The organism is Allobosea sp. 10L417, assembly GCF_056395485.1.
Genome location: NZ_JBFTJP010000010.1, coordinates 85,862 through 109,760 on the forward strand (window position 1 = coordinate 85,862; position 23,899 = coordinate 109,760).

General features: G+C 66.2%; 24 protein-coding genes and 1 riboswitch. Of the genes, 17 read left to right on the forward strand and 7 right to left on the reverse strand.

Translation table 11 applies throughout. The annotated features are described in order from the left end of the window. Positions 1-138: 138 nt before the first annotated feature. From AC1DE3_RS21890 to AC1DE3_RS21910, 5 genes are all read left to right on the forward strand, one after another. On the forward strand, positions 139-489 hold the full coding sequence (locus AC1DE3_RS21890; protein ID WP_441510918.1) for an AtpZ/AtpI family protein: 351 nt from the start codon (positions 139-141) through the stop codon (positions 487-489). Between the two features lie 43 nt (positions 490-532). Next, a complete protein-coding gene (locus AC1DE3_RS21895; protein WP_441510917.1) occupies positions 533-1,297 on the forward strand; it encodes a F0F1 ATP synthase subunit A in 765 nt (254 codons plus the stop codon). 61 nt (positions 1,298-1,358) lie between these two features. Next, entirely contained in the window at positions 1,359-1,586 is a 228-nt protein-coding gene (locus AC1DE3_RS21900; protein ID WP_038360954.1) for a F0F1 ATP synthase subunit C, read from the forward strand. Between the two features lie 134 nt (positions 1,587-1,720). Further along, positions 1,721-2,296 (forward strand): F0F1 ATP synthase subunit B family protein, encoded by a 576-nt coding sequence (locus AC1DE3_RS21905; RefSeq protein ID WP_441510916.1) that lies wholly within the window; start codon positions 1,721-1,723, stop codon positions 2,294-2,296. Between the two features lie 11 nt (positions 2,297-2,307). Continuing rightward, a complete protein-coding gene (locus AC1DE3_RS21910) occupies positions 2,308-2,784 on the forward strand; it encodes a F0F1 ATP synthase subunit B family protein (protein WP_441510915.1) in 477 nt (158 codons plus the stop codon). A gap of 201 nt (positions 2,785-2,985) precedes the next feature. Here the strand turns inward: AC1DE3_RS21910 and AC1DE3_RS21915 are convergent, their stop codons facing one another. The 7 genes from AC1DE3_RS21915 to AC1DE3_RS21945 all read right to left on the reverse strand — a co-directional run bounded on the left by AC1DE3_RS21915 (position 2,986) and on the right by AC1DE3_RS21945 (position 10,460). Beyond that, positions 2,986-4,245, reverse strand: a complete 1,260-nt coding sequence (locus AC1DE3_RS21915) for a L,D-transpeptidase family protein (protein ID WP_441510914.1) — start codon at positions 4,243-4,245, stop codon at positions 2,986-2,988. A 123-nt stretch (positions 4,246-4,368) separates the two neighbouring features. Next, a complete protein-coding gene (gcvPB, locus tag AC1DE3_RS21920) occupies positions 4,369-5,943 on the reverse strand; it encodes an aminomethyl-transferring glycine dehydrogenase subunit GcvPB (RefSeq protein WP_441510913.1) in 1,575 nt (524 codons plus the stop codon). Next, a complete protein-coding gene (gcvPA, locus tag AC1DE3_RS21925) occupies positions 5,943-7,283 on the reverse strand; it encodes an aminomethyl-transferring glycine dehydrogenase subunit GcvPA (protein ID WP_441510912.1) in 1,341 nt (446 codons plus the stop codon). Before gcvPA ends, gcvPB begins: the two co-directional genes overlap by 1 nt. Positions 7,284-7,439: 156 nt before the next feature. Further along, the gene (gene gcvH / locus AC1DE3_RS21930) at positions 7,440-7,814 is read right to left on the reverse strand and encodes a glycine cleavage system protein GcvH (RefSeq protein ID WP_441510911.1); all 375 of its coding nucleotides are present in this window, start codon (positions 7,812-7,814) and stop codon (positions 7,440-7,442) included. Between the two features lie 32 nt (positions 7,815-7,846). Then, on the reverse strand, positions 7,847-9,010 hold the full coding sequence (gene gcvT / locus AC1DE3_RS21935) for a glycine cleavage system aminomethyltransferase GcvT (RefSeq protein WP_441510910.1): 1,164 nt from the start codon (positions 9,008-9,010) through the stop codon (positions 7,847-7,849). Positions 9,011-9,170: 160 nt separating this feature from the next. Then, positions 9,171-9,268, reverse strand: a riboswitch (glycine riboswitch). Between the two features lie 74 nt (positions 9,269-9,342). Then, the gene (locus AC1DE3_RS21940; RefSeq protein ID WP_441510909.1) at positions 9,343-9,945 is read right to left on the reverse strand and encodes a hypothetical protein; all 603 of its coding nucleotides are present in this window, start codon (positions 9,943-9,945) and stop codon (positions 9,343-9,345) included. After that, positions 9,942-10,460: an invasion associated locus B family protein gene (locus AC1DE3_RS21945; protein ID WP_441510908.1), complete on the reverse strand. Its 519-nt coding sequence runs from the start codon at positions 10,458-10,460 to the stop codon at positions 9,942-9,944. Before AC1DE3_RS21945 ends, AC1DE3_RS21940 begins: the two co-directional genes overlap by 4 nt. Before the next feature lie 339 nt (positions 10,461-10,799). Here AC1DE3_RS21945 and coxB point away from each other — a divergent pair, with 339 nt between their 5' ends. From coxB to AC1DE3_RS22005, 12 genes are all read left to right on the forward strand, one after another. Then, positions 10,800-11,678: a cytochrome c oxidase subunit II gene (gene coxB / locus AC1DE3_RS21950; RefSeq protein ID WP_441510907.1), complete on the forward strand. Its 879-nt coding sequence runs from the start codon at positions 10,800-10,802 to the stop codon at positions 11,676-11,678. 20 nt (positions 11,679-11,698) lie between these two features. Continuing rightward, the gene (gene ctaD, locus AC1DE3_RS21955) at positions 11,699-13,324 is read left to right on the forward strand and encodes a cytochrome c oxidase subunit I (protein WP_441510906.1); all 1,626 of its coding nucleotides are present in this window, start codon (positions 11,699-11,701) and stop codon (positions 13,322-13,324) included. 147 nt (positions 13,325-13,471) lie between these two features. After that, positions 13,472-14,416 (forward strand): heme o synthase, encoded by a 945-nt coding sequence (locus AC1DE3_RS21960; protein WP_441510905.1) that lies wholly within the window; start codon positions 13,472-13,474, stop codon positions 14,414-14,416. Continuing rightward, positions 14,413-14,586, forward strand: coding sequence for a hypothetical protein (locus AC1DE3_RS21965; protein WP_441510904.1), 174 nt, complete (start codon positions 14,413-14,415; stop codon positions 14,584-14,586). Before AC1DE3_RS21960 ends, AC1DE3_RS21965 begins: the two co-directional genes overlap by 4 nt. Then, positions 14,586-15,197, forward strand: a complete 612-nt coding sequence (locus AC1DE3_RS21970; RefSeq protein ID WP_441510903.1) for a cytochrome c oxidase assembly protein — start codon at positions 14,586-14,588, stop codon at positions 15,195-15,197. The genes AC1DE3_RS21965 and AC1DE3_RS21970 overlap by 1 nt, the downstream gene beginning before the upstream one ends. Before the next feature lie 53 nt (positions 15,198-15,250). Then, positions 15,251-16,114 carry a cytochrome c oxidase subunit 3 gene (locus AC1DE3_RS21975; RefSeq protein ID WP_441510902.1) on the forward strand — a complete coding sequence of 288 codons (864 nt, stop codon included), beginning with the start codon at positions 15,251-15,253 and terminating at the stop codon, positions 16,112-16,114. Between the two features lie 81 nt (positions 16,115-16,195). Continuing rightward, positions 16,196-16,570, forward strand: a complete 375-nt coding sequence (locus AC1DE3_RS21980; protein ID WP_441510901.1) for a DUF983 domain-containing protein — start codon at positions 16,196-16,198, stop codon at positions 16,568-16,570. Further along, positions 16,567-17,331: an SURF1 family protein gene (locus tag AC1DE3_RS21985; RefSeq protein WP_441510900.1), complete on the forward strand. Its 765-nt coding sequence runs from the start codon at positions 16,567-16,569 to the stop codon at positions 17,329-17,331. The genes AC1DE3_RS21980 and AC1DE3_RS21985 overlap by 4 nt, the downstream gene beginning before the upstream one ends. 71 nt (positions 17,332-17,402) lie before the next feature. Continuing rightward, positions 17,403-18,818: a threonine synthase gene (thrC, locus tag AC1DE3_RS21990; protein WP_441510899.1), complete on the forward strand. Its 1,416-nt coding sequence runs from the start codon at positions 17,403-17,405 to the stop codon at positions 18,816-18,818. A gap of 20 nt (positions 18,819-18,838) precedes the next feature. Next, positions 18,839-20,155: a M16 family metallopeptidase gene (locus tag AC1DE3_RS21995; protein ID WP_441511188.1), complete on the forward strand. Its 1,317-nt coding sequence runs from the start codon at positions 18,839-18,841 to the stop codon at positions 20,153-20,155. A gap of 6 nt (positions 20,156-20,161) precedes the next feature. Beyond that, entirely contained in the window at positions 20,162-20,761 is a 600-nt protein-coding gene (locus AC1DE3_RS22000) for a GNAT family N-acetyltransferase (RefSeq protein ID WP_441510898.1), read from the forward strand. 77 nt (positions 20,762-20,838) lie between these two features. Beyond that, complete coding sequence (locus tag AC1DE3_RS22005; RefSeq protein WP_441510897.1) at positions 20,839-23,781, forward strand: EAL domain-containing protein; 2,943 nt, start codon at positions 20,839-20,841, stop codon at positions 23,779-23,781. Positions 23,782-23,899: the final 118 nt, after the last annotated feature.

Here is a 23,899-nt window from a genome sequence, read left to right on the forward strand (position 1 = left end):
CCACGTGCCTTGACAGCGCCGGGGGCTGTCAATAAAGGAGGCCGTGCTGACGACGGCTCGATGCGCGGGTTTGGTCGTGGTTATAGTGGTTTTTCGCTGGATCGCGGCGTAAACGCGGTCAAGACGGAGGCCAAGACCATGTCCGAACCCGACCCAAACGCCTCAGACTCGGAGTTGCGCGCAAGACTGGGTTCCCTGAAGTCCGCGATCAAACGGGCGGAAGAGAACGAAAAGCCGGGCGCGAGCCCGGCTGGAGAGGACAAGGCCCTCGCGGGCGCGATGTCCTCAGGCTTTCGCGCCGCGACGGATCTCGCAGGCGGCATCATCGCGGGCGCCCTGATCGGGTACCTCGGCGACCGGTGGCTTGGAACGTCCCCGTTCCTGCTGATTGCCTTCATGGCGATCGGAACCATCGCGGGCTTCAGATCCGTCTATCGGCTCGGTTCGCGCCCGACCTCACGGTCGAACGGCGATCCGAAGAAAGATTGACCGAAGAGGCGGCCCGCAAAGCCGCGCGACGAGGGACAGAACCATGGCGGCTGGCGGCGGAATCGATCCGATCCACCAATTCCACATCAACCCGATCGTGGAGCTGAAGCCGTTTGGCCTCGACCTGTCCTTCACCAACACCTCGCTGTGGATGGTGATCGTGCTCGCCGTCGTCTCCGCGATCATGATCTACGGCTCGAGCCAGCGTGCGGTCGTTCCCGGCCGGCTGCAATCACTCGCCGAGATGATGTATGAGTTCGTCGCCTCGACCATGACCGGCGTCATGGGCAAGGAGGGGCTGAAGTTCTTCCCCTTCGTGTTCTCGCTGTTCACCTTCGTGCTGGCGAGCAACCTGCTCGGCCTGCTGCCCGGCTCCTTCACCGTCACCAGCCAGATCATCGTCACCGCCGCCCTGGCGCTGCTCGTCATCAGCATCGTGGTGATCTACGGCGTCGTGAAGCATGGCACGCATTTCTTCGGCCTCTTCGTGCCGTCGGGCGTGCCCGGCTGGCTGCTGCCCTTCATGGTGCTGATCGAGGCGGTCTCCTTCCTGTCGCGGCCGGTTTCGCTCTCGCTTCGTCTGTTCGGCAACATGCTCGCCGGCCACATCGCGCTCAAGGTCTTCGGCGGCTTCGTCGTCGTGCTGCTGGGCTCTGGCGCCGCGCTGAACTACGCCATCGCGCCGCTGCCGCTGCTGCTGGCGGTGGCCCTCACCGCGCTCGAGGTTCTGGTCGCGGCCCTGCAGGCCTATGTCTTCGCGATCCTGACCTGCGTCTATCTCAACGACGCGCTGCATCCCGGCCACTGAGCCCAAGCCGCGCTCGCAAAAGTTCAACCCGCCCTTTAGCCTTCCACACTGGAGAAACATCATGGATCCTGTTGCAGCCAAGTTCATCGGCGCTGGTCTCGCTTCGCTCGGCATGGGCCTCGCCGCCATCGGCGTCGGCACCATCTTCGGCAACTTCCTCTCGGGCGCCCTGCGCAACCCGTCGGCTGCTGACGGCCAGTTCCCGCGCGCCTTCATCGGCGCGGCGCTCGCCGAAGGTCTGGGCATCTTCGCGTTCGTCGTCGCGCTCGTCCTGCTCTTCGTGGTCTGACGCTTCACGTCGATCGCGTTCCCGTCGCGCGCGCCGGCCCTGCTTCGGCCACGTGCGCGGCGCTTCCTTTTCTCTGCGCTGAAAGGCACCCCATGCCGGTTCGATCTTCAGGGTTCGTCGGACAAGGATGGCCGGTGGCTGTCGCCTCGTTCGCCACTCTGCTGGCTGGCGCGGCGCAGGCTGCCGAGCAGCAACACGGCCTGAGCGGCGAGAAGGCGTCTTTCCCGCCCTTCGACCCGGCTCACTTCGCGAGCAACCTGTTCTGGCTCGCCATCACCTTCGCGGCTCTCTACTGGCTGATGTCCAAGGTCGCGCTGCCGCGCCTCGGCTCCATCCTGGAAGAGCGCGCCGAGACGATCGGCCGCGATCTCGACCAGGCCACCCAGATGCAGGCCAAGGCCGAGGACATGGCGCAGGCCTATGAAAAGGCTCTCGGCGAAGCTCGCAAGAACGCCCAGGGCATCGCCCAGACGGCGCGCGAGACGGGCGCGAAGGCTAGCGAGGCCCAGCGCCACGCTACCGAGGCGGAGCTTGCTGCCAAGCTTGCCCAGGCCGAGGCAACCATCGCCAAGACCAAGGTCAATGCCATGAGCAATGTGCGCGATCTCGGCGGCGACATCGCTGTCGCCATCGTCACCAAGCTCACCGGTCAGGCTCCCAGCGCCAGCGAGGCGTCGGCGGCTGTCGACCAGGCCCTGACGCGCGGCTGAGGAGAGATCAGATGGATACTTTCTGGGTCGGCGTCGCGCTCGTCATCTTCCTCGCCATTCTCGTCAAGTTCGGCGTGCCGGGCATGATCGTGAAGGCACTCGACGCGCGCGGCGAGAAGGTCGCGCAGGAGCTGGCGGAAGCCCGCCGCCTGCGTCAGGAGGCCGAGAAGCTGCTCGCCGAGTACGACGCGAAGCGCAAAGCCGCCGAGGCCGAGGCCGCCGAGATCGTCTCTTCCGCCAATGAAGAGGCCAAGCGCCTCGCAGCGGAAGCCGAGGCCAAGCTCGCCGATTTCGTCGCCCGCCGCACGAAGTCCGCGGAGGAGAAAATCGCACAGGCCGAGAGCCAGGCCGAGGCCGAGGTTCGCGCCGCGGCTGCGGAGGCTGCCACCAAGGCGGCCGAGACCATCCTGCGCGGCCAGATGGCCGGCAAGGCCAGTGACGCCGCCTTCGCTGCTGGACTCAACGAGGTCAAGGCCAAGCTCAACTGAGCTTCGGTTGATTGGATAAGATCTGACGCCGCGCTCCCGAGGAGCGCGGCGTTTTTCGTTCAGGGATCAACGAAGATCGAGCGTCGTGCTCGCGCTTGCCCCGAGCATCTCATGCCGAAGGAGGCTCTCGCGCCTGTTCCGGCCCGAGATTCTCGGGTCTTCTCCTTCGCTTCGCCGAAGAATGACGGCAGGTGCCGCCTTTCAGTTGCTCGCGGTCGCCGCCGGAGCCGGGGCGTTGCGCGCCGCCGTCACGGGCGCCACCGCCGGCCGCGCCGGCGGCTCTGACGCCACCTTCGGCTTCGGCTTGCGTGGCTGAATCGTCGAGGTGACGATGCCCTGCGGCGTGTCGAGCCCATAGATGTCGTCGCGGAACTGGACCTGCCCGTCCGCCCCCTGCCAGCCGGTCAGATAGACCCAGGCGACCGGCACCGACTTCTTGAGCGGGATGTTCTTGCGCTCGCCCTTGGCGATCTCGTCCTCGATCCCCTGCCGGGTCCATTCCGAGCCTTCCAGCAGCCAGGCGGCGAGATCGCGCACACCCTCGATGCGGGCGCAGCCGGAGGAGTTGAAGCGTACGTCGTTGCGGAACAGCGTCTTCTTCGGCGTGTCATGCATGTAGACAGCGTCGCCATTCGGCATGTCTATCTTGAGCTGGCCGAGCGAATTGGTCGGCCCGGGCTCCTGACGCACGTAGAAATAGGGATTGGTCAGGGCCGCCCAGTTGACGCTCTTCGGGTCGATTTCCTTGTTCTCGGCTCCGAGCAGTTTCATGTTCGACTTGGCGATGAAGCCCGGATCCTTGCGCATATGCGGGATGACGTCGGCCTTCACGATCGACATCGGCACCGTCCAGTACGGGTTCAGGTTGACCGAGGTGATGTTGGCCTGAATAACCGGCGAAGGCCGGTCCGGGCGGCCGACGATGGCGAGATGGCGCTGGGCGACCGTACCGTTCTCGACCGCCTCGACGCTGGCGCCGGGGATGTTCACCACGACATAGCGGCTGGCGAAGTTGAAGCCGTTGCCCTTGAGCCGCTCCAGCGTCGCGGTGAGTTGGTTCAGGCGCGCCTCGACAGGCGTGTTCATCGCCTTGAGCGTGAGGCGCCCGACCGTCCCGAGATCCGACAGGCCGTGGCGGCGCTGGAAGCGCTTCACGGCCTCGGTCACGTTGGCATCGTAGGTGTCGCCCGCCACGGCCTCGGGCGCGAGATCGCCGCTGGCGAGCAGGCGCTGCTTCAGCGCGACGACATCGGCACCTTGCGAATCCGGCTTCAGGGTGCTGGCGCTGCCGGGCACTTTGGGCCAGCCGCCGCGATTGGCGACATCCTCATGGGCAATCAACGCCTCGAGCGTGCGGTCATAGGTGTTCGGGCCGTAGCTCGGCTCGTTCGCACGCACGATCGCCGTCGAGGCCAGCAGAAGCGCGGCCGCCGCAGCGAGGATGGAGGGACGCATAGACATGAAAACCCCCGGGCCGCACAGAGCGGCACCGGGGGATCATTCCGCGACATAGTCAAGGAAGGCTTAAGAAGCGAGCAGCGCCCTTCACCATGCTGACGAATATCGTCAGGACGGATGAAGCGCCTACTCGGCGGCTTCCTTGACCGGCGCCGGCTTCTCCCATTTCAGCACGGGCTGGCGGGCGGCGCGGGTCTCGTCGAGGCGGCGGATCGGAGCGTGATGCGGTGCGCTGGTGAAGCGCTCCTTGTCGTTGCCCTTGGCCGCCATGGCGAGATCGCGCAGTGTGGCGATGAAGAGATCGAGCGCAGCCTTCGATTCCGACTCGGTCGGCTCGATCAGCATGGCGCCGTGCACGACGAGCGGGAAATAGACCGTCATCGGGTGGTAGCCCTCGTCGATCATCGCCTTGGCGAAATCGAGGGTCGAAACGCCCGAACCCTTCAGCCACTCATCGTCGAACAGCACCTCATGCATCGACGGGTGGTCCGGGAAGGGCAGCGACATCAAATCGGCGAGGCCGGCGCGGATGTAGTTCGCGTTCAGCACCGCATCCTCGGAAGCCTGGCGCATGCCGTCCGAGCCGTGGCTGAGCATATAGGCGAGCGCGCGGACATACATGCCCATCTGGCCGTGGAACGCGGTCATCCGGCCGAATGGCTTGTTGCCGGCGGGCGCTTCCCCGCGCGTCTCGATCAGATGCGGCTTGTTGTTCTCGACATGGATGAAGGGCACGGGCGCGAAGGGCGCCAGACGCTCGGAGAGCACGACCGGGCCTGCGCCGGGACCGCCGCCGCCATGAGGCGTCGAGAAGGTCTTGTGCAGGTTGATGTGCATGGCGTCGACGCCGAGATCGCCGGGACGGGCCTTGCCGACGATCGCGTTGAAGTTGGCACCGTCGCAGTAGAAATAGGCGCCGGCCTCATGCATCGCCGCAGCGATCTCGACGATCTCAGGCTCGAAGATACCGCAGGTGTTCGGGTTGGTCAGCATGATCGCGGCAATGTCCGGCCCGAGCAGGGCTTTCACATCCTCGACCGCGACGGTGCCGTCGGGACGCGCCGGAACCGCCTTCACCGAGAAGCCGATCAGGGCCGCAGTCGCCGGGTTGGTGCCATGGGCCGATTCGGGGACGAGCACGACATTGCGGGTCGCGCCCTCGCCCTTCGCCGCGATCGCGGCCTTGATCGCCATCATGCCGCAGGCCTCGCCATGGGCGCCCGCCTTGGGCGAGAGCGCCACCGCCGGCATGCCGGTCAGCGTCATCAGGTAGCGGGAAAGTTCAAGCATCAGCTCGAGTGCGCCGGGCACGGTCGAGAGCGGCTGCAGCGGATGCACGTCGGAGAAGCCCGGCAGCCGCGCCACCTTCTCGTTGAGGCGGGCATTGTGCTTCATCGTGCAGGAGCCGAGCGGGAAGAGCCCGGTGTCGATACCGTAGTTCTTCTGGCTGAGACGCACAAAGTGGCGCATCGTCTCGGGCTCGGAGAGGCCGGGAAGGCCGATCTCGCCCTGGCGGGCATGCTTGCCGAGCCGCGACTTGAACGGGGCCGGCTTGTCGATGTCGACGCCGGTCGCCTCATGATGGCCGATCTCGAAGATCAGCGGCTCGATCTGCTGGAGAGCCTTGTTGCCGGTGAAGGTAAGGTGCTCTTGGTGCGAGGCCTCGCCGGCCTGGGTGGGACGTCCCTGACGGTTCAGCATCACAGCACCTCCACGAGCGCCGCCACGAGGGCCGCCCGGTCTTCATCGGTATTCACCTCGGTCGAGGCGATGATCAGCAGGTCGTCCAGCCCGGCTCCGGGCAGAAGGCGCGAGACGGGGACGCCAGCCAGGATGCCCTTGGCAGCCAGAACCTCGACGACCTCGGCGGCCGGCTTCTTCAGCTTCACCGTGAACTCGTTGAAGAAGCTCTCGTTGAGCACGGTGACGCCCTCCACACCCGCCAGCAGGTCGGCGAGCTTCACCGCATTGGCGTGGTTGACTTCGGCGAGACGGGCGAGACCGGTCTGGCCCAGCAGCGTCATGTGGATGGTGAAGGCCAGCACGCAGAGGCCGGAATTGGTGCAGATGTTAGAGGTCGCCTTGTCCCTGCGGATATGCTGCTCGCGGGTCGAGAGCGTCAGCACGAAACCGCGCTGGCCGGTCGAATCGACCGTCTCGCCGCAGAGCCGGCCCGGCATCTGGCGGATATATTTCGACTTGGCAGCGAAGAGGCCGACATAGGGACCGCCGAAATTCAGCGCATTGCCGATCGACTGGCCCTCACCGACGACGATGTCGGCATCCTGCGCGCCCGGGGGCACGACCGCGCCGAGCGAGACGACCTCGGTGAAGACCGCGATCAGCAGCGCGCCATGGGCATGGGCCTTCTCGGCGATCGGCTTGAGGTCGCGCAGATTGCCGAACACGTCCGGCGACTGGACGACGACGCAGGAGACGCTGTCGTCGATCTGAGAGAGTATGTCCTCATTGGCCGAGACGTCGGGCTTGAGCACCACGACCTCGTCATTGGCCATCTCGGAGAGAGTCTCGACCACCGCCGTGTAGTGCGGGTGCAGGCCGCCGGAGAGCACGGCCTTGCGGCGCTTGGTGACGCGATGCGCCATCAGCACGGCCTCGCCGGTGCCGGTCGAGCCGTCATACATCGAGGCGTTGGCAACCTCCATGCCGGTCAGCGCAGCGACCTGGGTCTGGAACTCGAAGAGATATTGCAGCGTGCCCTGCGCGATCTCGGGCTGGTAGGGCGTGTAGCTGGTCAGGAATTCCGAGCGCTGGATCAGGTGATCCACCGTCGCCGGCACATGGTGCTTATAGGCACCGGCACCGACGAAGAAAGGCACGGCCGAGGCGGCGGTGTTCTTGCCGGCCATCTTGCCGAGGACGCGCTCGACCTCGAGCTCACCCTTGGCGCGGGGCAGATCGACCGGGCCCTTCAGCAGCTTGCCGGCCGGCACGTCGCTGAACAGCGCGTCGATATTGGAGACGCCGATCCGCGCGAGCATGTCCTCGCGGTCGGTATCGGTGAGCGGGAGATAGCGCATGGGGGTTCCTATTGTGCTCTGCGCGGTTTTCAACGACGTCATGCTCGGGCTTGACCCGAGCATCTCTTCAACCAGCATCTTCTCGTCACGAGATTCTCGTCACGAGGTTCTCGGGTCGCCGCTTCGCGCTGCCCGAGAATGACGTGGCGCTCGTACTCAGAGCGTCTTGACGTAGTTCTGGTACTCGGCCTCGTTCATCAGCCCGTCGAGCTCGGCCGCGTCCTTGATCCTGATCTTGAGGAACCAGCCCTTGCCGGCCGGGTCCTCGTTGACAGCGCCCGGCGCCGCTTCGAGCTCGGCATTGACCTCGACAACCTCACCGGAAACCGGGGCATAGACCTCGGAAGCGGCCTTGACGCTCTCGACCACCGCGGCCTCGCCGCCCTTGGCCAGCGCCTTGCCCAGGGCCGGGAGCTCGACGAAGACGACGTCGCCGAGCTGCGACTGGGCGTAGTCGGAGATGCCGACGGTGCCGACATCGCCGTCGATGCGGATATATTCGTGGTCCTTGCTGTAGCGGGTCTCGGCCATGGTTTCCTCCTGGCGAAAAATCGAAAATCAGGTCAGCGCTTGTAGCCGTTCGGCACGAAAGGCATCGGTGCCACCACCGCCGGCAGCGGCTTGCCGCGCACGATGAGATTGAGCTTGGTGCCCGGCGCGGAATGGGCCTTGGCGACGTAGCCCATGGCGCAGGGGCCGTTCAGCGTCGGGCCGAAGCCGCCCGAGGTCACAGTGCCAATCACGTCGCCTTCCGGCGTCGCGATCTCCGTGCCCTCGCGAGCCGGGGCACGACCTTCCGGCTTGAGGCCGACGCGGATGCGCGAGACGCCCTCAGCCAGCTCGCGCTGGATGCGCGCGGCGCCGGGGAAGCCGCCCTCCTCGCGACGGCGCTTCTGGATCGACCAGTTCAGCGCGGCCTCGATCGGGGACGTCGTGGTGTCGATGTCGTGGCCATAGAGGCACAAGCCGGCTTCAAGCCGCAGCGAATCGCGGGCGCCCAAGCCGATCGGCTTGACGCTGGCGTCGAGCAGCAGCGTGTCCCAGATCTCGCCGATCTTGGTCGCGGCGGCGGAGATCTCGTAGCCATCCTCACCGGTATAGCCGGAGCGGCTGACATTGGCCTTTATGCCGGCGACCTTCATGGTGCGCGAGGTCATGAAGCCCATCTCGGCGGCTTCCGGCGCGATTTTCGCGAGCGCGGCTTCCGCGCCCGGGCCTTGAAGCGCGATCAGGCCGCGATGTTCGGCGCGGACCAGCTTCACATTGGCCGGCAGGCGCGCCTCGATATGGGCGTAGTCAGCGTCCTTGCAGGCGGCGTTGACGACCAGATAAAGCGCGCCGTCCTCATCGGGATCGATCGAGCGCGTCACCATCAGATCGTCAAGGATGCCGCCGTCATCGTTGAGGAGCTGCGAATAGCGCTGCTTGCCGGGAGCGAGATTGACGATATCGGCGGGAATCAGCGCTTCCAGCGCCTTCGCCGTCGTCTCGTGGTCAGGCCCGATCAGGAAAGCCTGGCCCATATGCGAGACGTCGAAGAGCCCGGCCTTCTCGCGTGTCCAGTTGTGCTCGGTCAGGATGCCCGACGGATACTGCACCGGCATGTCGTAGCCGGCGAAGGGCACCATGCGGGCGCCGAGCGCGACATGGCGGGAATGAAGCGGCGTCTTCAGCGGCGCGGGCGCGCTGGCGGTGTCGGTTGTGGCCTCAAGAGCCTCGGCAGCCATGGCATGCCCCTCCCAGAATCGAGCGCAGGCTCCGGACGGAATCGTCCGGAACGCGCCCCCTCTGTCTTGGGACCTGAGAGATTTCCCCGCCAGCCGTCAGGCCGGACGAGTTACACCCGTCGGTGGGCGGACATCGCTGTCCACCGCTTTCCAGAGCGCCAAGTCCCCAGCGGTCCTTTTGCCTGAGCGTTTCCGGGGCGGTTGCGCCTTCGGCGCCGGCCCTGACGGATCAGGCCCGGTCTCTTCCGCGGGGATATGCGGCTAGGGCAGAGATACAGGAGGCACCGGCCCAGTCAATCCGGGCGGCGCCTTCTTTCACGGCAAATCGGCCTTTAGCGGCGGCGATGGCGCGCCGGAGCGGCAGCGCCGCCCTGGCCCAGACCGACGATGATCTCGACATCGCCCTTGCCGGCCGGCACGACGATGCCGTCCTCGACGAAGGAGAAATCGACACCGCTCTGGCCCGACGGGATCGTGCCGCCGACGCGCGAGCTGCGGCGCGCAACCGTCGTCGTGCCGCGCGTCACCGTCGTGCCCAAGGTCGCGCCGTAGCTGCCCGGGCTCCCCGCCGGGCCAAGGAGCACACGGCCCTCGACACCGACCTTGAGACGGAAGCCGCCATTGCCAGTCGGCGTGCATTCGCGCGCGACATTCGTGATCGAAACCTGGTAGCGCAGACCGCTGCTGTCCTGGCCGGCCTGGGCGCGGATGGCGGCGCCGCCATCGGCGATGATCACCTCCGGGCAGACAGTGTCATTCCGGTCCTCTTCCTTCGGCAGCTGGTCAGGCACCGGCGGCTTCGTGGACTGGAACATCAGCATGTTGAGCGCCGTGCTGCCGCCTGACGACGATGAGGAGGAGCCGCACCCGGCGAGGCCCAGGCAAAGCAGCGGCAGGGCGAGCCAGCGGCCCGCAGTCAAAGTCTGGTCGATCAAGGCAGCGCCTCCACGCCGGGGCCGAAGCCGTTGAGCGAGACGGGCACGCCCACCCCCTCCTCCGGCGTCTGGAATACAATGAATGTCGCGCTCTTGCCGCCCTTGAGCTGGCCAAGCAGGTTGTCGTCCATGACGACCTCGGCGACGCAACCAGTCGTCAGGCAGCGCACGAAACCGGCGCGCCCGATGTCCTTGTCGTCGATCTTGAGGCCGAGGCCCGACGGCAGCAGCACGCCGAGCGGCGCGACGACACGCAGGAGCCGGCTCTTCTGATCGGCGGTCTTCAGCACGATGACGAGGAGCGTCAGATTCGGCCGATCCTCGGCCGCGACGTTCTGGACCAGCGCGCATTGCTCCGCCTTGGCGCCGGGCGGCACCTCGCAGCGCATCTGCCAATCGCCATGTGTGGAACGCACCGCACCCTGCGCGAGCGCGGAGCCGGCGTAGAGGCTCGTCCCCATGAGCGCCAGCGCCAAGGCGCCTGCCGCCCCGATGATCCTCTTCATCCCTGCCATCCTTCGAAACCCGTCCAGAAACCGCAGAAGAAGCGCAAGATTCAGGCAAAACGCCGACCGCGCCAGAGAATCCCGCCGCTACTCACATAAAATGCGTTGGGACCATGCAGACCCGGCCCTGTCAAGGCGTGCACGCGGGTGCGGGCGCGGTTCCGTCAAGGCCTCGCGCGATTATGCCGCACAGATGATGATGGACCGTGTCATTGCCCCACTGGCGCAAGCGTGATCTTTGATTTATCGCAATGCCGAAGAACGAGGCGACCTTCGCGGTCGCCCCTTCGTGCGTGGGGCAAAGCCGGTCGGTTCCCATGCAGGTCGATTGAGGAGCATGTCGGATCGATGCGATTTCTGAGCAGGACCTTTGCAACCGCGGCCGTCACGGCCCTTGCCGTCGCCGCGCTGGCGACCGTCCCGGCCGTCGCCGGCACCGGCATGCCTTCCCCCTGGCAGATGAACCTGCAGGGCGCAGCGACCCCCGTCGCCGAGTTCATCCACTGGTTTCATGACTGGCTGAACATCATCATCGGCGTGGTCACGCTCTTCGTGCTGGCGCTGCTGATCTATGTCGTCTTCCGCTTCAACGAGAAGGCGAATCCGGTCCCCTCCAAGACCACGCACAACGCCCTGCTCGAAGTGTGCTGGACGGTGATCCCGGTCCTGATTCTCGTCGTCATCGCGATTCCCTCCTTCCGGCTGCTGAAGCTGCAGCTCGAGGTGCCGCAGGCCGACCTGACCCTGAAGGTCACCGGCAAGCAGTGGTACTGGTCCTATGAATACGCGCAGGACAACGGCGCCTTCGGCTTCGACTCGCTGATGCTGGACGAGAAGCAGCGCGCCGAGGCGATCGCCAGCAAGAAGATCGCCGAGGCCGAGGCCCCGCGCCTGCTCGCCGTCGACAACGAAGCGATCGTGCCGGTCGGCAAAATCGTCCGCGTCCAGGTCACCGGCGCCGACGTCATCCACAAGTTCACGGTGCCGTCCTTCGGCATCAAGATCGACGCGATCCCCGGCCGCCTGAACGAAACCTGGTTCAAGGCCGAGCGCGAAGGCATCTATTACGGCCAGTGCTCGTTCATCTGCGGCCAGAACCACGCCTACATGCCGATCGCCTTCCGCGTCGTCAGCCAGGAGCGCTACGCCGCCTGGCTCGCCGAAGCGAAGCAGAAGTTCGCCAATGCCGAGGATGCGGGCAGCAAGCTCGCCGCCGCGTCCAAGTAATTCGCCGAGGAGACAACACGATGGCAACAGCGGCTCAGCACGCTCACGGCCATGACGAGGCCCATCACGACCACCCGACCGGGTGGCGCCGGTGGCTTCTGTCGACCAACCACAAAGACATCGGCACGCTCTACCTGATCTTCTCGATCATCGCGGGCCTCGTCGGCGGCTTCCTCTCGATCATGATGCGTATCGAGCTGATGTATCCCGGCGTGCAGATCTTCGCGAACGGCCAGAGCTACAACGTGTTCGTCACCGGCCACGGCCTGATCATGATCTTCTTCATGGTCATGCCCGCGGTCATCGGCGGCTTCGGCAACTGGTTCGTGCCGCTGATGATCGGCGCGCCGGACATGGCCTTCCCGCGCATGAACAACATCTCGTTCTGGCTCACCGTCGCAGCCTTCGTGCTGATGATCATCTCGATGTTCATGGAAGGCGCCCCGGGCGCGCATGGCGTCGGCACGGGCTGGACGGTCTATCCGCCGTTCTCGACCGCCGGCCACCCCGGCCCCTCCGTCGATTTCGGCATCCTGTCGCTGCACCTTGCAGGCGCCGCCTCGATCCTCGGCGCGATCAACTTCATCACCACGATCCTGAACATGCGCGCGCCTGGCATGACCATGCACAAGATGCCGCTGTTCGCCTGGGGCGTGCTGGTCACCGCCTTCCTGCTGCTGCTCTCGCTGCCGGTCCTCGCCGGGGCGATCACCATGCTGCTGACGGACCGCAACTTCGGCACGACCTTCTATGATCCGGCCGGCGGCGGCGATCCGATCCTGTACCAGCACCTGTTCTGGTTCTTCGGTCACCCCGAAGTCTACATCATGATCCTGCCGGCCTTCGGCATCGTCAGCCACATCATCTCGACCTTCTCGAAGAAGCCGATCTTCGGCTATCTCGGCATGGCCTACGCCATGGTCGCGATCGGCGTGGTCGGCTTCATCGTGTGGGCTCACCACATGTATACCGCCGGCCTATCGCTCAACACGCAGCGCTACTTCGTATTCGCGACGATGGTCATCGCGGTCCCGACGGGCATCAAGATCTTCTCCTGGATCGCGACGATGTGGGGCGGCTCGATCCGCTTCACCGCCCCGATGGTCTGGGCGATGGGCTTCATCTTCCTGTTCACCGTCGGCGGCGTCACCGGCGTGGTGCTGGCCAATGCCGGCGTCGACCGCTCGCTGCACGCGACCTATTACGTCGTGGCCCACTTCCACTACGTGCTGTCGCTCGGCGCCGTGTTCGGCATCTTCGCGGGCTTCTACTACTGGTTCCCGAAGATGAGCGGCTATGTGATGCCGGACTGGATCGGCCGCCTGCACTTCTGGGTCGCCTTCATCGGCGCGAACCTGCTGTTCTTCCCGCAGCACTTCCTCGGCCTCGCCGGCATGCCGCGTCACTATGTCGACTATCCCGATGCCTTCGCGGGCTGGCATTTCTGGTCGTCGATCGGCTCCTACATCTTCGCCTTCGGCCTGCTGATCTGGCTCTACGGCATCGTCGTCGCCTTCAGCCGCAAGCAGCTCGCCGGCGACAATCCGTGGGGCGAAGGCGCGACGACGCTGGAGTGGACGCTGTCCTCGCCGCCGCCCTTCCACCAGTTCGAGACGCTGCCGCGCATCACCGGCTCGGACCACTGAGACAAAATGGCGGCGGACCCCACGGTCCGCCGCCGCCCCTCCCCCGAGCGCCTTGCGAGGCGTTCCGGAGACGGGCGGCATCACAACAGCCGCGAACACCCTGCGCCCACGGGCGCCGTTCACAAGAGTACGAAGACGATCCGACTGATGTCTGCTGCGTTCGAAACCCGCACCGACGGCCTGACCACCTCCACCGGCGAGGCGCGCGACTTCTTCGCGCTGCTGAAGCCGCGGGTGATGTCGCTCGTCGTGGTGACGGCGCTGACCGGTATGGCGACAGCCCCGGGCTCCGTGCACCCCGTCCTCGGCTTCGCCGCGCTGCTGGCGATTGCAGTCGGTGCGGGCGCGTCGGGTTGCCTCAACATGTGGTACGACGCCGACATCGACGCGCTGATGAGCCGCACGGCCAAGCGCCCGATTCCGGCGGGCCGGATTCAGCCCTCCGAAGCGCTCGCCTTCGGCCTGACGCTGTCGGTCGGATCCGTGCTGGTGCTCGGCCTGATCGCGAATGCGCTCGCAGCCGGCATGCTGGCCTTCACCATCTTCTTCTATGCCGTCGTCTACTCGATGTGGCTGAAGCGCTGGACCCCGCAAAACATCGTCATCGGCGGCGCCGCCGGCGCTTTCCCGCCCATGATCGGCGAGGCCGTGGTGACCGGCAATTTCGGCTGGCACTCGCTGGTGCTGTTCGCGATCATCTTCCTGTGGACGCCGCCTCATTTCTGGGCGCTGGCGCTGGTCAAGTCCGAGGATTACGCGCGGGCGGGCATCCCGATGATGCCGAATGTCGCCGGCCCCGCCGCGACCCGGCGGCAGATCGTGCTCTATTCGCTGATCATGGCTCCTGTCGCCGTGCTGCCGGCGCTGATGGGCTTCGGCGGCCTGATCTACCTGATCGTCTCGGTGACCACCGGGCTCGCGATGGTCTGGCTCGCGATCCAGGTCTGGCGCCGTACGGAAGGTCAGGCTGCCATCAAGGCCTGCTGGTCCCTGTTCGGCTTTTCGATCGTCTATCTCTTCCTGCTCTTCGCCGTGCTGCTCGTCGAGAACGGTTTTGGCCTGATGTGGGCCCTGCCGAAGGTGATCGGATGAGCGAGCAACACCCCCAGAAGCCGGCACCGGCACCGTTCTCGCCCGAGGATATGGCGCGCCGCCGCCGCCGCTCGATCGCGCTCGCGCTGGTGCTCGGCGGGCTCGTGATCTTCTTCTTCGTGGTGACGCTGGTGAAGACCGGCCCCGCCATCCTGAACCGGCCGCTGTGATGGCGAATCCCGTCCCGCAGAAACCCAAGGGCAACCCGGCGCGCACCGCACTGGTCTGCGTCGGCGTCGCTTTCGGCATGCTTGGTGCGTCCTTCGCGGCGGTGCCGCTCTATGATCTGTTCTGCAAGGTCACCGGCTTCGGCGGCACGCCGAAGGTCGGCACGGCCGGTGCCGGCAAGATCCTCGACCGGACGATGTCGGTGCGCTTCGACGCCAATGTCGCGCCGGGGCTCGGCTGGAAGTTCGAAGCGGAGAGCCCGGAGATCAAAGTCCAGGTCGGCGCGACCCAGACCGTGTTCTACAAGATGACGAATCGCTCGGACCGCACTGTGACCGGCATCGCGACCTACAATATCGCGCCGGACAAGGCGGCCGCCTATTTCGTCAAAATCCAGTGCTTCTGCTTTACCGAGCATACGCTGAAGCCCGGCGAGAGCTTCGAGGCACCGGTGGTGTTCTATATCGACCCCGAAATCGCTGGGAATCGCGAACTCGACGGCGTCCACGCCATCACATTGTCCTATACCTATTTCGCCTCGAAGTCGGGCCAGCCCGTCGCCGAGGACAAGGCTGGCTCCGTCAAGGGTGACGCGGGCAATTCGAAACTGTAGAACGCGCTAGAGCAAATGCGCGGACAAGACGTCGTACGCGGAGACTGAATACGATGGCCGGGGCCCATACGAAGCACCACGACTACCACCTCGTCGATCCGAGCCCGTGGCCGCTCGTCGGCGCCGCGAGCGCGACGATCATGGCGATCGGCGCCGTGATGTGGATGAAGGCGCTGCCGGTCGGCGGCATGCATATCGGCCCGCTCGTGTTCGGCGCCGGCCTGCTCGGCGTGCTCTACACCATGCTCGCCTGGTGGATGGACGTGATCCGCGAGGCCGAGAAGGAAGGCCACCACACCCGCGTCGTCCAGCTCCATCACCGCTACGGCATGATCATGTTCATCGCCTCCGAGGTGATGTTCTTCGTCGCGTGGTTCTGGGCCTATTTCGACGCCAGCCTGTTCTCGGGCGAGACGATCAATTATCTCCGCTACGACTTCACCGGCGGCGTCTGGCCCCCGAAGGGCATCGAGACCTTCGATCCCTGGCACCTGCCGCTCCTCAACACCCTGATCCTGCTGACCTCGGGCACCACGGTGACCTGGGCGCATTATGCGCTGATCAACAATGATCGCGCCGGCCTGAAGCAGGGCCTGTGGCTCACCGTGATCCTCGGCGTCCTGTTCACGCTGTGCCAGGCTTACGAGTATTCGCACGCCACTTTCGCCTTCAAGGGCAACATCTACGGCGCCACCTTCTTCATGGCGACCGGCTTCCACGGCGCCCATGTCATCATCGGCACGATCTTCCTGGCCGTGTGCCTCTACCGGTCCTATCTCGGCCACTTCAAGCCGCAGCAGCATCTCGGCTTCGAATTCGCCGCCTGGTACTGGCACTTCGTCGACGTGGTCTGGCTGTTCCTGTTCGCCTCGATCTATGTCTGGGGCGCCGGCGCGCACGCAGCCGCCGCGCATTGATCACGCGCCGTACCGCGCCCTCGCGGTTCTCGTCTGACGAAAGGCGGCCGCGAGGCCGCCTTTCGCGCTTCGGAGGCTATGATGGCCGGTTCTGAACCCACACCTCCTTCGCCCTACTCGACGGGGCTGGCGGGCCGCTGTCCACGCTGCGGCGAGGGGGCGCTGTTCGACGGCTTCCTCAAGTTGAAGCCGCGCTGCAGCGCCTGCGGCCTCGACTATAAATTCGCCGACTCGGCCGACGGCCCTGCCGTCTTCATCATGCTGATCGCCGGCTTCATTGTTCTGGGAGCGGCGCTCTATGTCGAGATCGCCTATGAACCGCCGATCTGGCTGCACCTCATGATGTGGCTGCCGCTGGCACTGGTCATCTGCCTTGCCCTGCTCAGGCCGATGAAGGGGCTGGCAGTCGCGCTGCAATACGCCAACAAAGCCGAGGAAGGCAGGCGGGCGAAGTGACCGCGCAAACCGCAAGCGACCGGAAACCCGGGCTGCTCCTGCCGACCGTCCTAACGATCATCGGAACGGCGATCCTCTGCATGCTCGGAACCTGGCAACTCCAGCGCATGCAGGAGAAGCACGCCTATATCGAGCGCCTGCAGGCACAAGCCGCCGGAGCGCCCGGCGCGATTCCGCCGAGCGCCGAATGGGCCAAGCTCGATGCAGCGGCGCTCGATCTCTCCCGCGTCGCCGCGAAGGGCACCTATGTCGACGGGCCGATCGCCGGAGTCCGCACCACGATCGCCGCCGGGCCGCCCGGCTCGCGGCAGCTCTCCGGCTTCGGCCGCTGGGTGTTCCAGGGTTTCAGGCTCGCGGATGGCGGCATCATTCTGGTCAATCGCGGCTTCGTGCCGGAAAGCCGCATGGGCCAGATCGGCCCGGCGAGCGGGCCGGACACGGTCACGGGCTTCCTGCGGGCGCCCGAAACCCGCAACAGCTTCACGCCGGAAGACCTGCCGGCGATCCGCGAATTCTACACGCGCGACCCCGCGGCGATCGCCGCGTCCCTCGGCTTGCCGCCGGCGCCGTTCTATCTGGAAGCCGAGCGCGAAGGCGACGGAATGAGGCCGCCGGCAGGGGTGGATGTGCGCGAGCTCATCGACCGCATCCCCGACAATCACCTGCAATACGCCCTGACCTGGTTCGGCCTGGCGCTGACATTGCTCGGCGTCTTCGCCGCCTATGCCTGGCAGGCGCGGAAAGGGTCCGCACCGACCTGATGTCGTTCAGGTTTTGCCGAAACCGCCGGACCGGCCTATAGCATCAAGCTGAGATCACCGAGGCCAAGATCGTGCTGCATGTTTCCACCCGGGGTGAAGCCCCGGCGCTGAGCTTTTCCGACGCGCTGCTGACCGGGCTCGCCCGCGACGGCGGCCTCTATCTGCCGCAAGCCTGGCCGGCGCTCACGAAAACGGAGATCGCCGGCTTCGCCGGGAAGCCCTATACGGCCGTGGCCGAACGCGTGCTCGGCGCGCTGACCGACGGCGACATCGAGAGCGGCGCGCTCTCCGGCATGATCCATCAGGCTTATGCCGGCTTCCGCCATCCGGCCGTCTGCCCGCTGACGCAGATCGGCGACAACCTCTTCGTACTGGAACTCTTCCACGGCCCGACGCTCGCCTTCAAGGACGTCGCGATGCAATTGCTCGGCCGGCTGATGGATCATGTGCTGGGCCAGCGCGGCCAGCGCGCCACCATCGTCGGCGCGACGTCCGGCGACACCGGCGGCGCGGCCATCGACGCCTTCAAGGGGTTGAAGAGCGTCGATGTCTTCATCCTCTATCCGCAGGGCCGCGTCTCCGATGTGCAGCGCCGGCAGATGACGACGGTCGACGCGCCGAACGTCCATGCCATCGCGGTCGAAGGCACCTTCGACGACTGCCAGAACCTCGTGAAGGCGATGTTCAACCATCACGCCTTCCGCGACGAGATCGGGCTCTCGGGCGTCAACTCGATCAACTGGGCCCGCATCGCCGCTCAGGTGGTCTATTACTTCACCTCGGCCGTCTCGCTGGGCGGGCCGGAGCGCAAGGTCTCCTTCACGGTCCCGACCGGCAATTTCGGCGACATCCTCGCCGGCTGGGTCGCCAAGCAGATGGGCCTGCCCATCGAGCGGCTGACCATCGCGACGAACAGCAACGACATCCTGGCGCGGACGCTGGAAACGGGCGTCTACGAGATGCGCGGCGTGGCGGCGACGACCTCGCCCTCGATGGACATCCAGATCTCGTCCAATTTCGAGCGGCTGCTGTTCGAAGCGCATGACCGCGACGGCGCGGCCGTGCGCCGGCTGATGCAGTCGCTGCAGCAATCCGGCCGCTTCGAGATCGCGGACGGACCGCTCCAGCGCATCCGCAGCGAGTTCGATGCCGCCTCCCAAAGCGAGGAGGAGGTCGCCGCCGAGATCAGGAAGAGCTGGACCGAGGCCGGCTATCTGCTCGATCCGCACACCGCGATCGGCGTCGGCGCCGCGCGTCTGGCGCTCAAGCGCGATCCGGCGACGCCGATGATCGTGCTCGGCACTGCCCATCCCGCCAAGTTCCCGGCCGCCGTGAAGGCCGCGAGCGGCGTCGAGCCGGAGCTGCCCGCCCATCTCTCCGATCTGATGGAGCGCAAGGAGCGGGTGACGCTGCTGCCGAACGATCTCGGCAAGGTCGAAACCTTCGTGCGCGAGCATGCGCGCGCCGTTCGGGGAGCGGCAGCGTGAGCGCGACGCCCCCGGTCGAGATCGTCGAACTCGCCGCGCCCGCGCGGAAAGAAGGCGCGCATGACCCCGATGTCCAGCTGACCACCCTGCCCTCGGGCCTGCGCATCGTCTCGCAGCGCATGGACCATGCCGCGACCGTCTCGCTCGGCATCTGGATCGGAGCTGGATCACGCGACGAGCTGCCGCATGAGCACGGCCTCGCCCATCTGCTCGAGCACATGGCGTTCAAGGGCACGGCGCGGCGCAATGCCCGCGAGATCGCCGAGGAGATCGAGGGCGTCGGCGGCGATCTCAACGCCGCGACATCCGTCGAATACACCTGCTACACCGCCCGCGTCCTCGGCACCGATCTCGCACTCGCCGTCGACATCCTCGCCGACATCGTCACTTCGCCGGCCCTCACCGAGGAGGAGCTGAAACGCGAGAAGGGTGTGATCCTGCAGGAGATTTCTGCCGTTCAGGACACGCCGGACGACCTCGTCTATGACCGCTTCCTGCAGGCGGCCTTCCCCGACCAGCCGATCGGCCGGCCGATCCTCGGCACGGCCGCGACAGTGCAGAGCTTCACGCCGGATGCGATCCGCGCCTATCTCGCCCGCAACTACCATGCCGGCAATATGGTGCTCGCCGCGTCCGGCGCCGTCGGTCATGACGAACTGGTGGCGCTCGCTCGTGAGCATCTATCGAATCTGCCGGCGCAGCCCGCGGAAGTGCCCGAACGCGAGGCCGGTACATATCGAGGCGGCGAAGCCAGGATCGGCAGCGACGAGGAGCAGGTCCATCTCGTGCTCGGCCTGCCCGGCAAGTCCTTTACCGGCGGCGCGCATTACGCTTTGCAGATCTTCGCCTCGGTGCTGGGCGGCGGGCTGTCATCGCGCCTGTTCCAGGAGGTGCGCGAGCAGCGCGGCCTGGCCTATGCGATCGATGCCTTCCACTGGCCTTTCTCGGATTGCGGCGTCTTCGGCATCGGCGCCGGCACCGCGCCTGAGGATGCGAACGAGCTGATCGAAGTTGCGCTCGGCTGCCTGCGCCAGGCGGCGGAGGATGTCAGCGAGGTCGAGGTGGCGCGAGCCCGCGCGCAGATGAAGGTGGGGCTGCTCGCCTCGCTCGAAAGTCCTGGCGGCAAGCTGGAGCAGATGGCGCGGCAGGTGCTGATCTTCGGCCGGGCAATCCCGCGCGAGGAACTTGCCGCCCGTCTCGACGCGGTCACGCTCGAGGATGTGCGCGCTGCGGGCCGCTCGCTACTCGGCCACCAGCCGACCATCGCGGCGATCGGCCCGATCCACGGTATTCCCGGGGCCAAGCGCCTGCGTCAGGCTGCCCGGGCAGCGGACTGAACGGCGATGGCGCTCTTCCGTTTCCCGAGCGAGCCGCCGAGCCGCCCGTTGATACGGACGCCGAATCTCTATCTGCGTGCGCCGCAGGCCAGCGACTACTCCGCCTGGGCCATGCTGCGGATCGAAAGCCGCGACTTCCTGACCCCCTGGGAGCCGACCTGGAACGAGGACGACCTGACCCGGGCCTCCTTCCGGCTGCGCGCCAAGCGAGCGGCACGCGAAATCGCCAGCGACGAAGCCTATTCGCTGTTCATCTTCGAAGCCCATACCGAGATCCTGCTCGGCGGGTTGACCCTTGGCCTGATCCGCCGCGGCGTCGCCCAGGCCTGCACGCTCGGCTACTGGATGGGCAAGCGCCATGCCGGCAAGGGGCACATGGCCGAAGCCGTGCGCGGCGCGGTGCGCTTTGCCTTCTCCGAGCTTGCACTGCACCGGGTCGAGGCCGCCTGCTTGCCGAACAACGAACCGTCGCGGCGGCTGCTGGAGCGGATCGGGTTCCAGCACGAGGGGCTGGCGCGGGCCTATCTCAAGATCAACGGCGTCTGGGCCGACCATCTGCTCTACGCGGTGCTTTCGGGCGATGCGTTGCCCGGAGCGAAGCCGTGAAGGCAGCGGTTGACCACAGCCACGCTCTGCCTTGCCCTTGCCATGAGCGACCAATAGGGATTTTCGTTCAAGTTCGAATGATTGTCTCCCGCCTGATAGCCGAGCACAGCTTGTCCATTTCCGAGCGCATCCTCCGGATCGGCCTCGCCGTCGCCGGCCTTGCCGTGTGGTTCAGTTTCGCGACCGTGACGCCAGCCAGCGCCGTCGATGCGGTGCGCGTCCCGGTCGATGTGCCGGTGATTGATCTCACCAATGTCGTCGAGCGCAACAAGTCGGACGGCGACGTCATCCAGATCTCGACCGCGCCGGGGCCGGACGGCATCGTCCGCCGCATCGCGGTCAGGGCGCGCGAATCGGGCGCCCGGCCGGACTGGATCGTCTTCGCGCTGACGAACGATTCCGATGAGCAGATCGACCGGCTGCTGGTCGCGCCCTTTCACCGGCTGATCGGCTCCGGCGTGGTCTGGCCCGATCTGGGCGACAAGCGCATCGAGGCGGTGACGGCGAGCCAAGGCCTCTCGCCTGACCGCGAAGCCAGCCCCGACGCCGATGTCTTCCTGATCACGCTCGACCCCGGCACGACCGTGACCTTCGTAGCCGAGCTGAAGTCTCCGAACCTGCCGCAGCTCTATCTCTACGAGTCGGAAGCCTATCGCCAGAAGACCAACGGGCTGACGCTCTACAAGGGCATCATCATCGGCATCGCCGGCCTGCTCGCGCTCTTCCTGACCATCATCTTCGTGGTCAAGGGCGCGGTGATCTTTCCGGCTGCCGCGGCGCTCGCTTGGGCGGTCCTTGCCTATGCCGGCCTCGATTTCGGGTTCTTCCAGCGCCTTTTCCCACTCACGCCCGCGATCGAGCGCATCTACCGGGCGGGCGCGGAAGTCGTGCTTGCCGCGACGCTGCTCGTTTTCCTGTTCGCCTATCTCAACCTGTCGCGCTGGCATGTGCGCTATGGCCATGTCACGGCGATCTGGATCATCGGCCTTGCCGGCCTGATCGGCCTTGCCGTCTTCGACGCGCCGATGGCATCCGGCATCGCGCGCATCTCGATCGCGGCTGTCGCGGCGATCGGCTTCATCCTGGTCGTGCATCTGGCGACGCATGGCTACGAGCGGGCGGTGATGCTGATCCCGACCTGGTTCCTGCTCGCTGTCTGGGTCACCGCCGCGAGCTTCACGGTCACCGGGCAGTTCCAGCGCGACCTCGTGGCCCCTGCCCTCTTGGGCGGCCTCGTGCTGATCGTGCTGCTGATCGGCTTTACCGTGATCCAGCACGCCTTCGCCGGCGGCGCGATCTCGCAGGGGCTCGTCTCCGACACCGAGCGGCGGGCGCTGGCGCTTTCCGGCTCCGGCGACCTCGTCTTCGACTGGGACGTCAGCTCCGACAAGGTCTTCGTCTCGCCGCAGATCGAGACGCTGCTCGGCCTGCCGAAGGGCTCGCTCGAAGGCTCGGCCGCACGCTGGCTGGAGCACATGCATGTCGCCGACCGTGACCGCTACCGCGTCACGCTCGACGCCGTGCTGGAGCAACGCCGCGGCAAGCTCAACCTCGACCTGCGCCTGCGCTCCGCCAACGGCGCCTATCACTGGTTCAACGTCAAAGCGCGGCCCGTCATCGGCTCGGACGGCGAAGTCATCCGCGTCATCGGCACGCTCTCCGACGTCACCGAGCAGCGCACGGCACAGGAGCGGCTGCTGCACGACGCCGTCCATGACAACCTGACCGGGCTTCCCAACCGCAAGCTGTTCCAGGACCGGCTGGGCGCGATCTTCGGCTTCACCCGCGCCGACGACAATATCCGCCCGACCGTACTCGTCATCGATGTAGACCGCTTCAAGCAGGTCAATGAATCGGTTGGTTTCTCAGCCGGCGACTCGATCCTGCTGACGCTGGCACGGCGCCTTGGCCGGCTGCTCAGGGCGCAGGACACACTCGCCCGCATCGGCGGCGACACCTTCGCGATGATCCTGGTCTCGGAGCGCGATCCCGAGCGCGTCCTCGCACTGGCCGAACTCGTGCGCCGGGCCGTCTCGACGCCGATCACCTATGCCGAGCGGGAGATCGTGCTGACCCCCTCGATCGGGCTCGCCCTGTTCGACCCCTCGCCTGCTGCCCGCAAGGACGATGCGCTGAAGAACGCCGAGCTCGCCATGGCCCATGCCAAGCGCCAGGGCGGCAACAAGATCGAGATCTTCGTTCCGGCGATGCGGACCGACCGCAACGACAGGCTCGCACTGGAGAGCGACCTGCGCCGGGCGATCGAGCGCAACGAGATCCAGGTCATGTACCAGCCGATCGTCCGGCTGGAGGACCGCACCATCGCCGGGTTCGAGGCGCTTGTGCGCTGGGACCACCCGCGCGAGGGGCGGTTGATGCCGCAGGACTTCCTCGCCATCGCCGAGGAAACCGGGCTGATCGTCGATCTCGGCGTCTATGTGATGGACAAGACGGCCCGCGAGCTCGAAGCCTGGCAGGCGGCACTCGAAGTCGACCCGCCGATCTTCGCCAGCGTCAATGTCTCCAGCCGGCAGTTGCTGCGCCACGACCTGCTGCACGATGTGAAGACCGTTCTCGGGCGGCGGCGCGTGCTGCCGGGCACGCTCAAGCTCGAAATCACCGAAAGCCTGGTGATGGAAAACCCGGAATATGCGGCGCAGATGCTGCAGCGCATCCGCGACCTCGGCGCCGGTCTCTCGCTCGATGATTTCGGGACGGGCTATTCCTCGCTGTCCTATCTGCAGCGCTTCCCCTTCGACACGATCAAGATCGACCAGAGCTTCGTGCGCCAGATGGGCAATGGCCGCCCGCCGGTGATCCTGCGCTCGATCGTGCAGCTCGCCTCCGATCTCGGCATGGATGTCGTGGCCGAGGGCGCGGAGAGCGAGTCCGATGCCATCGAGCTCTACCAGATCGGCTGCCAATACGCGCAAGGCTACATCTTCGGCCAGCCGATGACCGCGGCCGAGGCGCGGCGCCTGATGGGGGCGACGGCTGCGGCGGCGACAGAGATGGCGTAGGCGGCCGAGCCATCGAGCGGGCAGAAGGCCTGAGGTCCAAAGACGGCTGAACGCGGCGCTCGCCGTCAGGATCGGGCTTGTCCCGACCAGCCACGTCTTCATTCTTCGAGTGCGATGT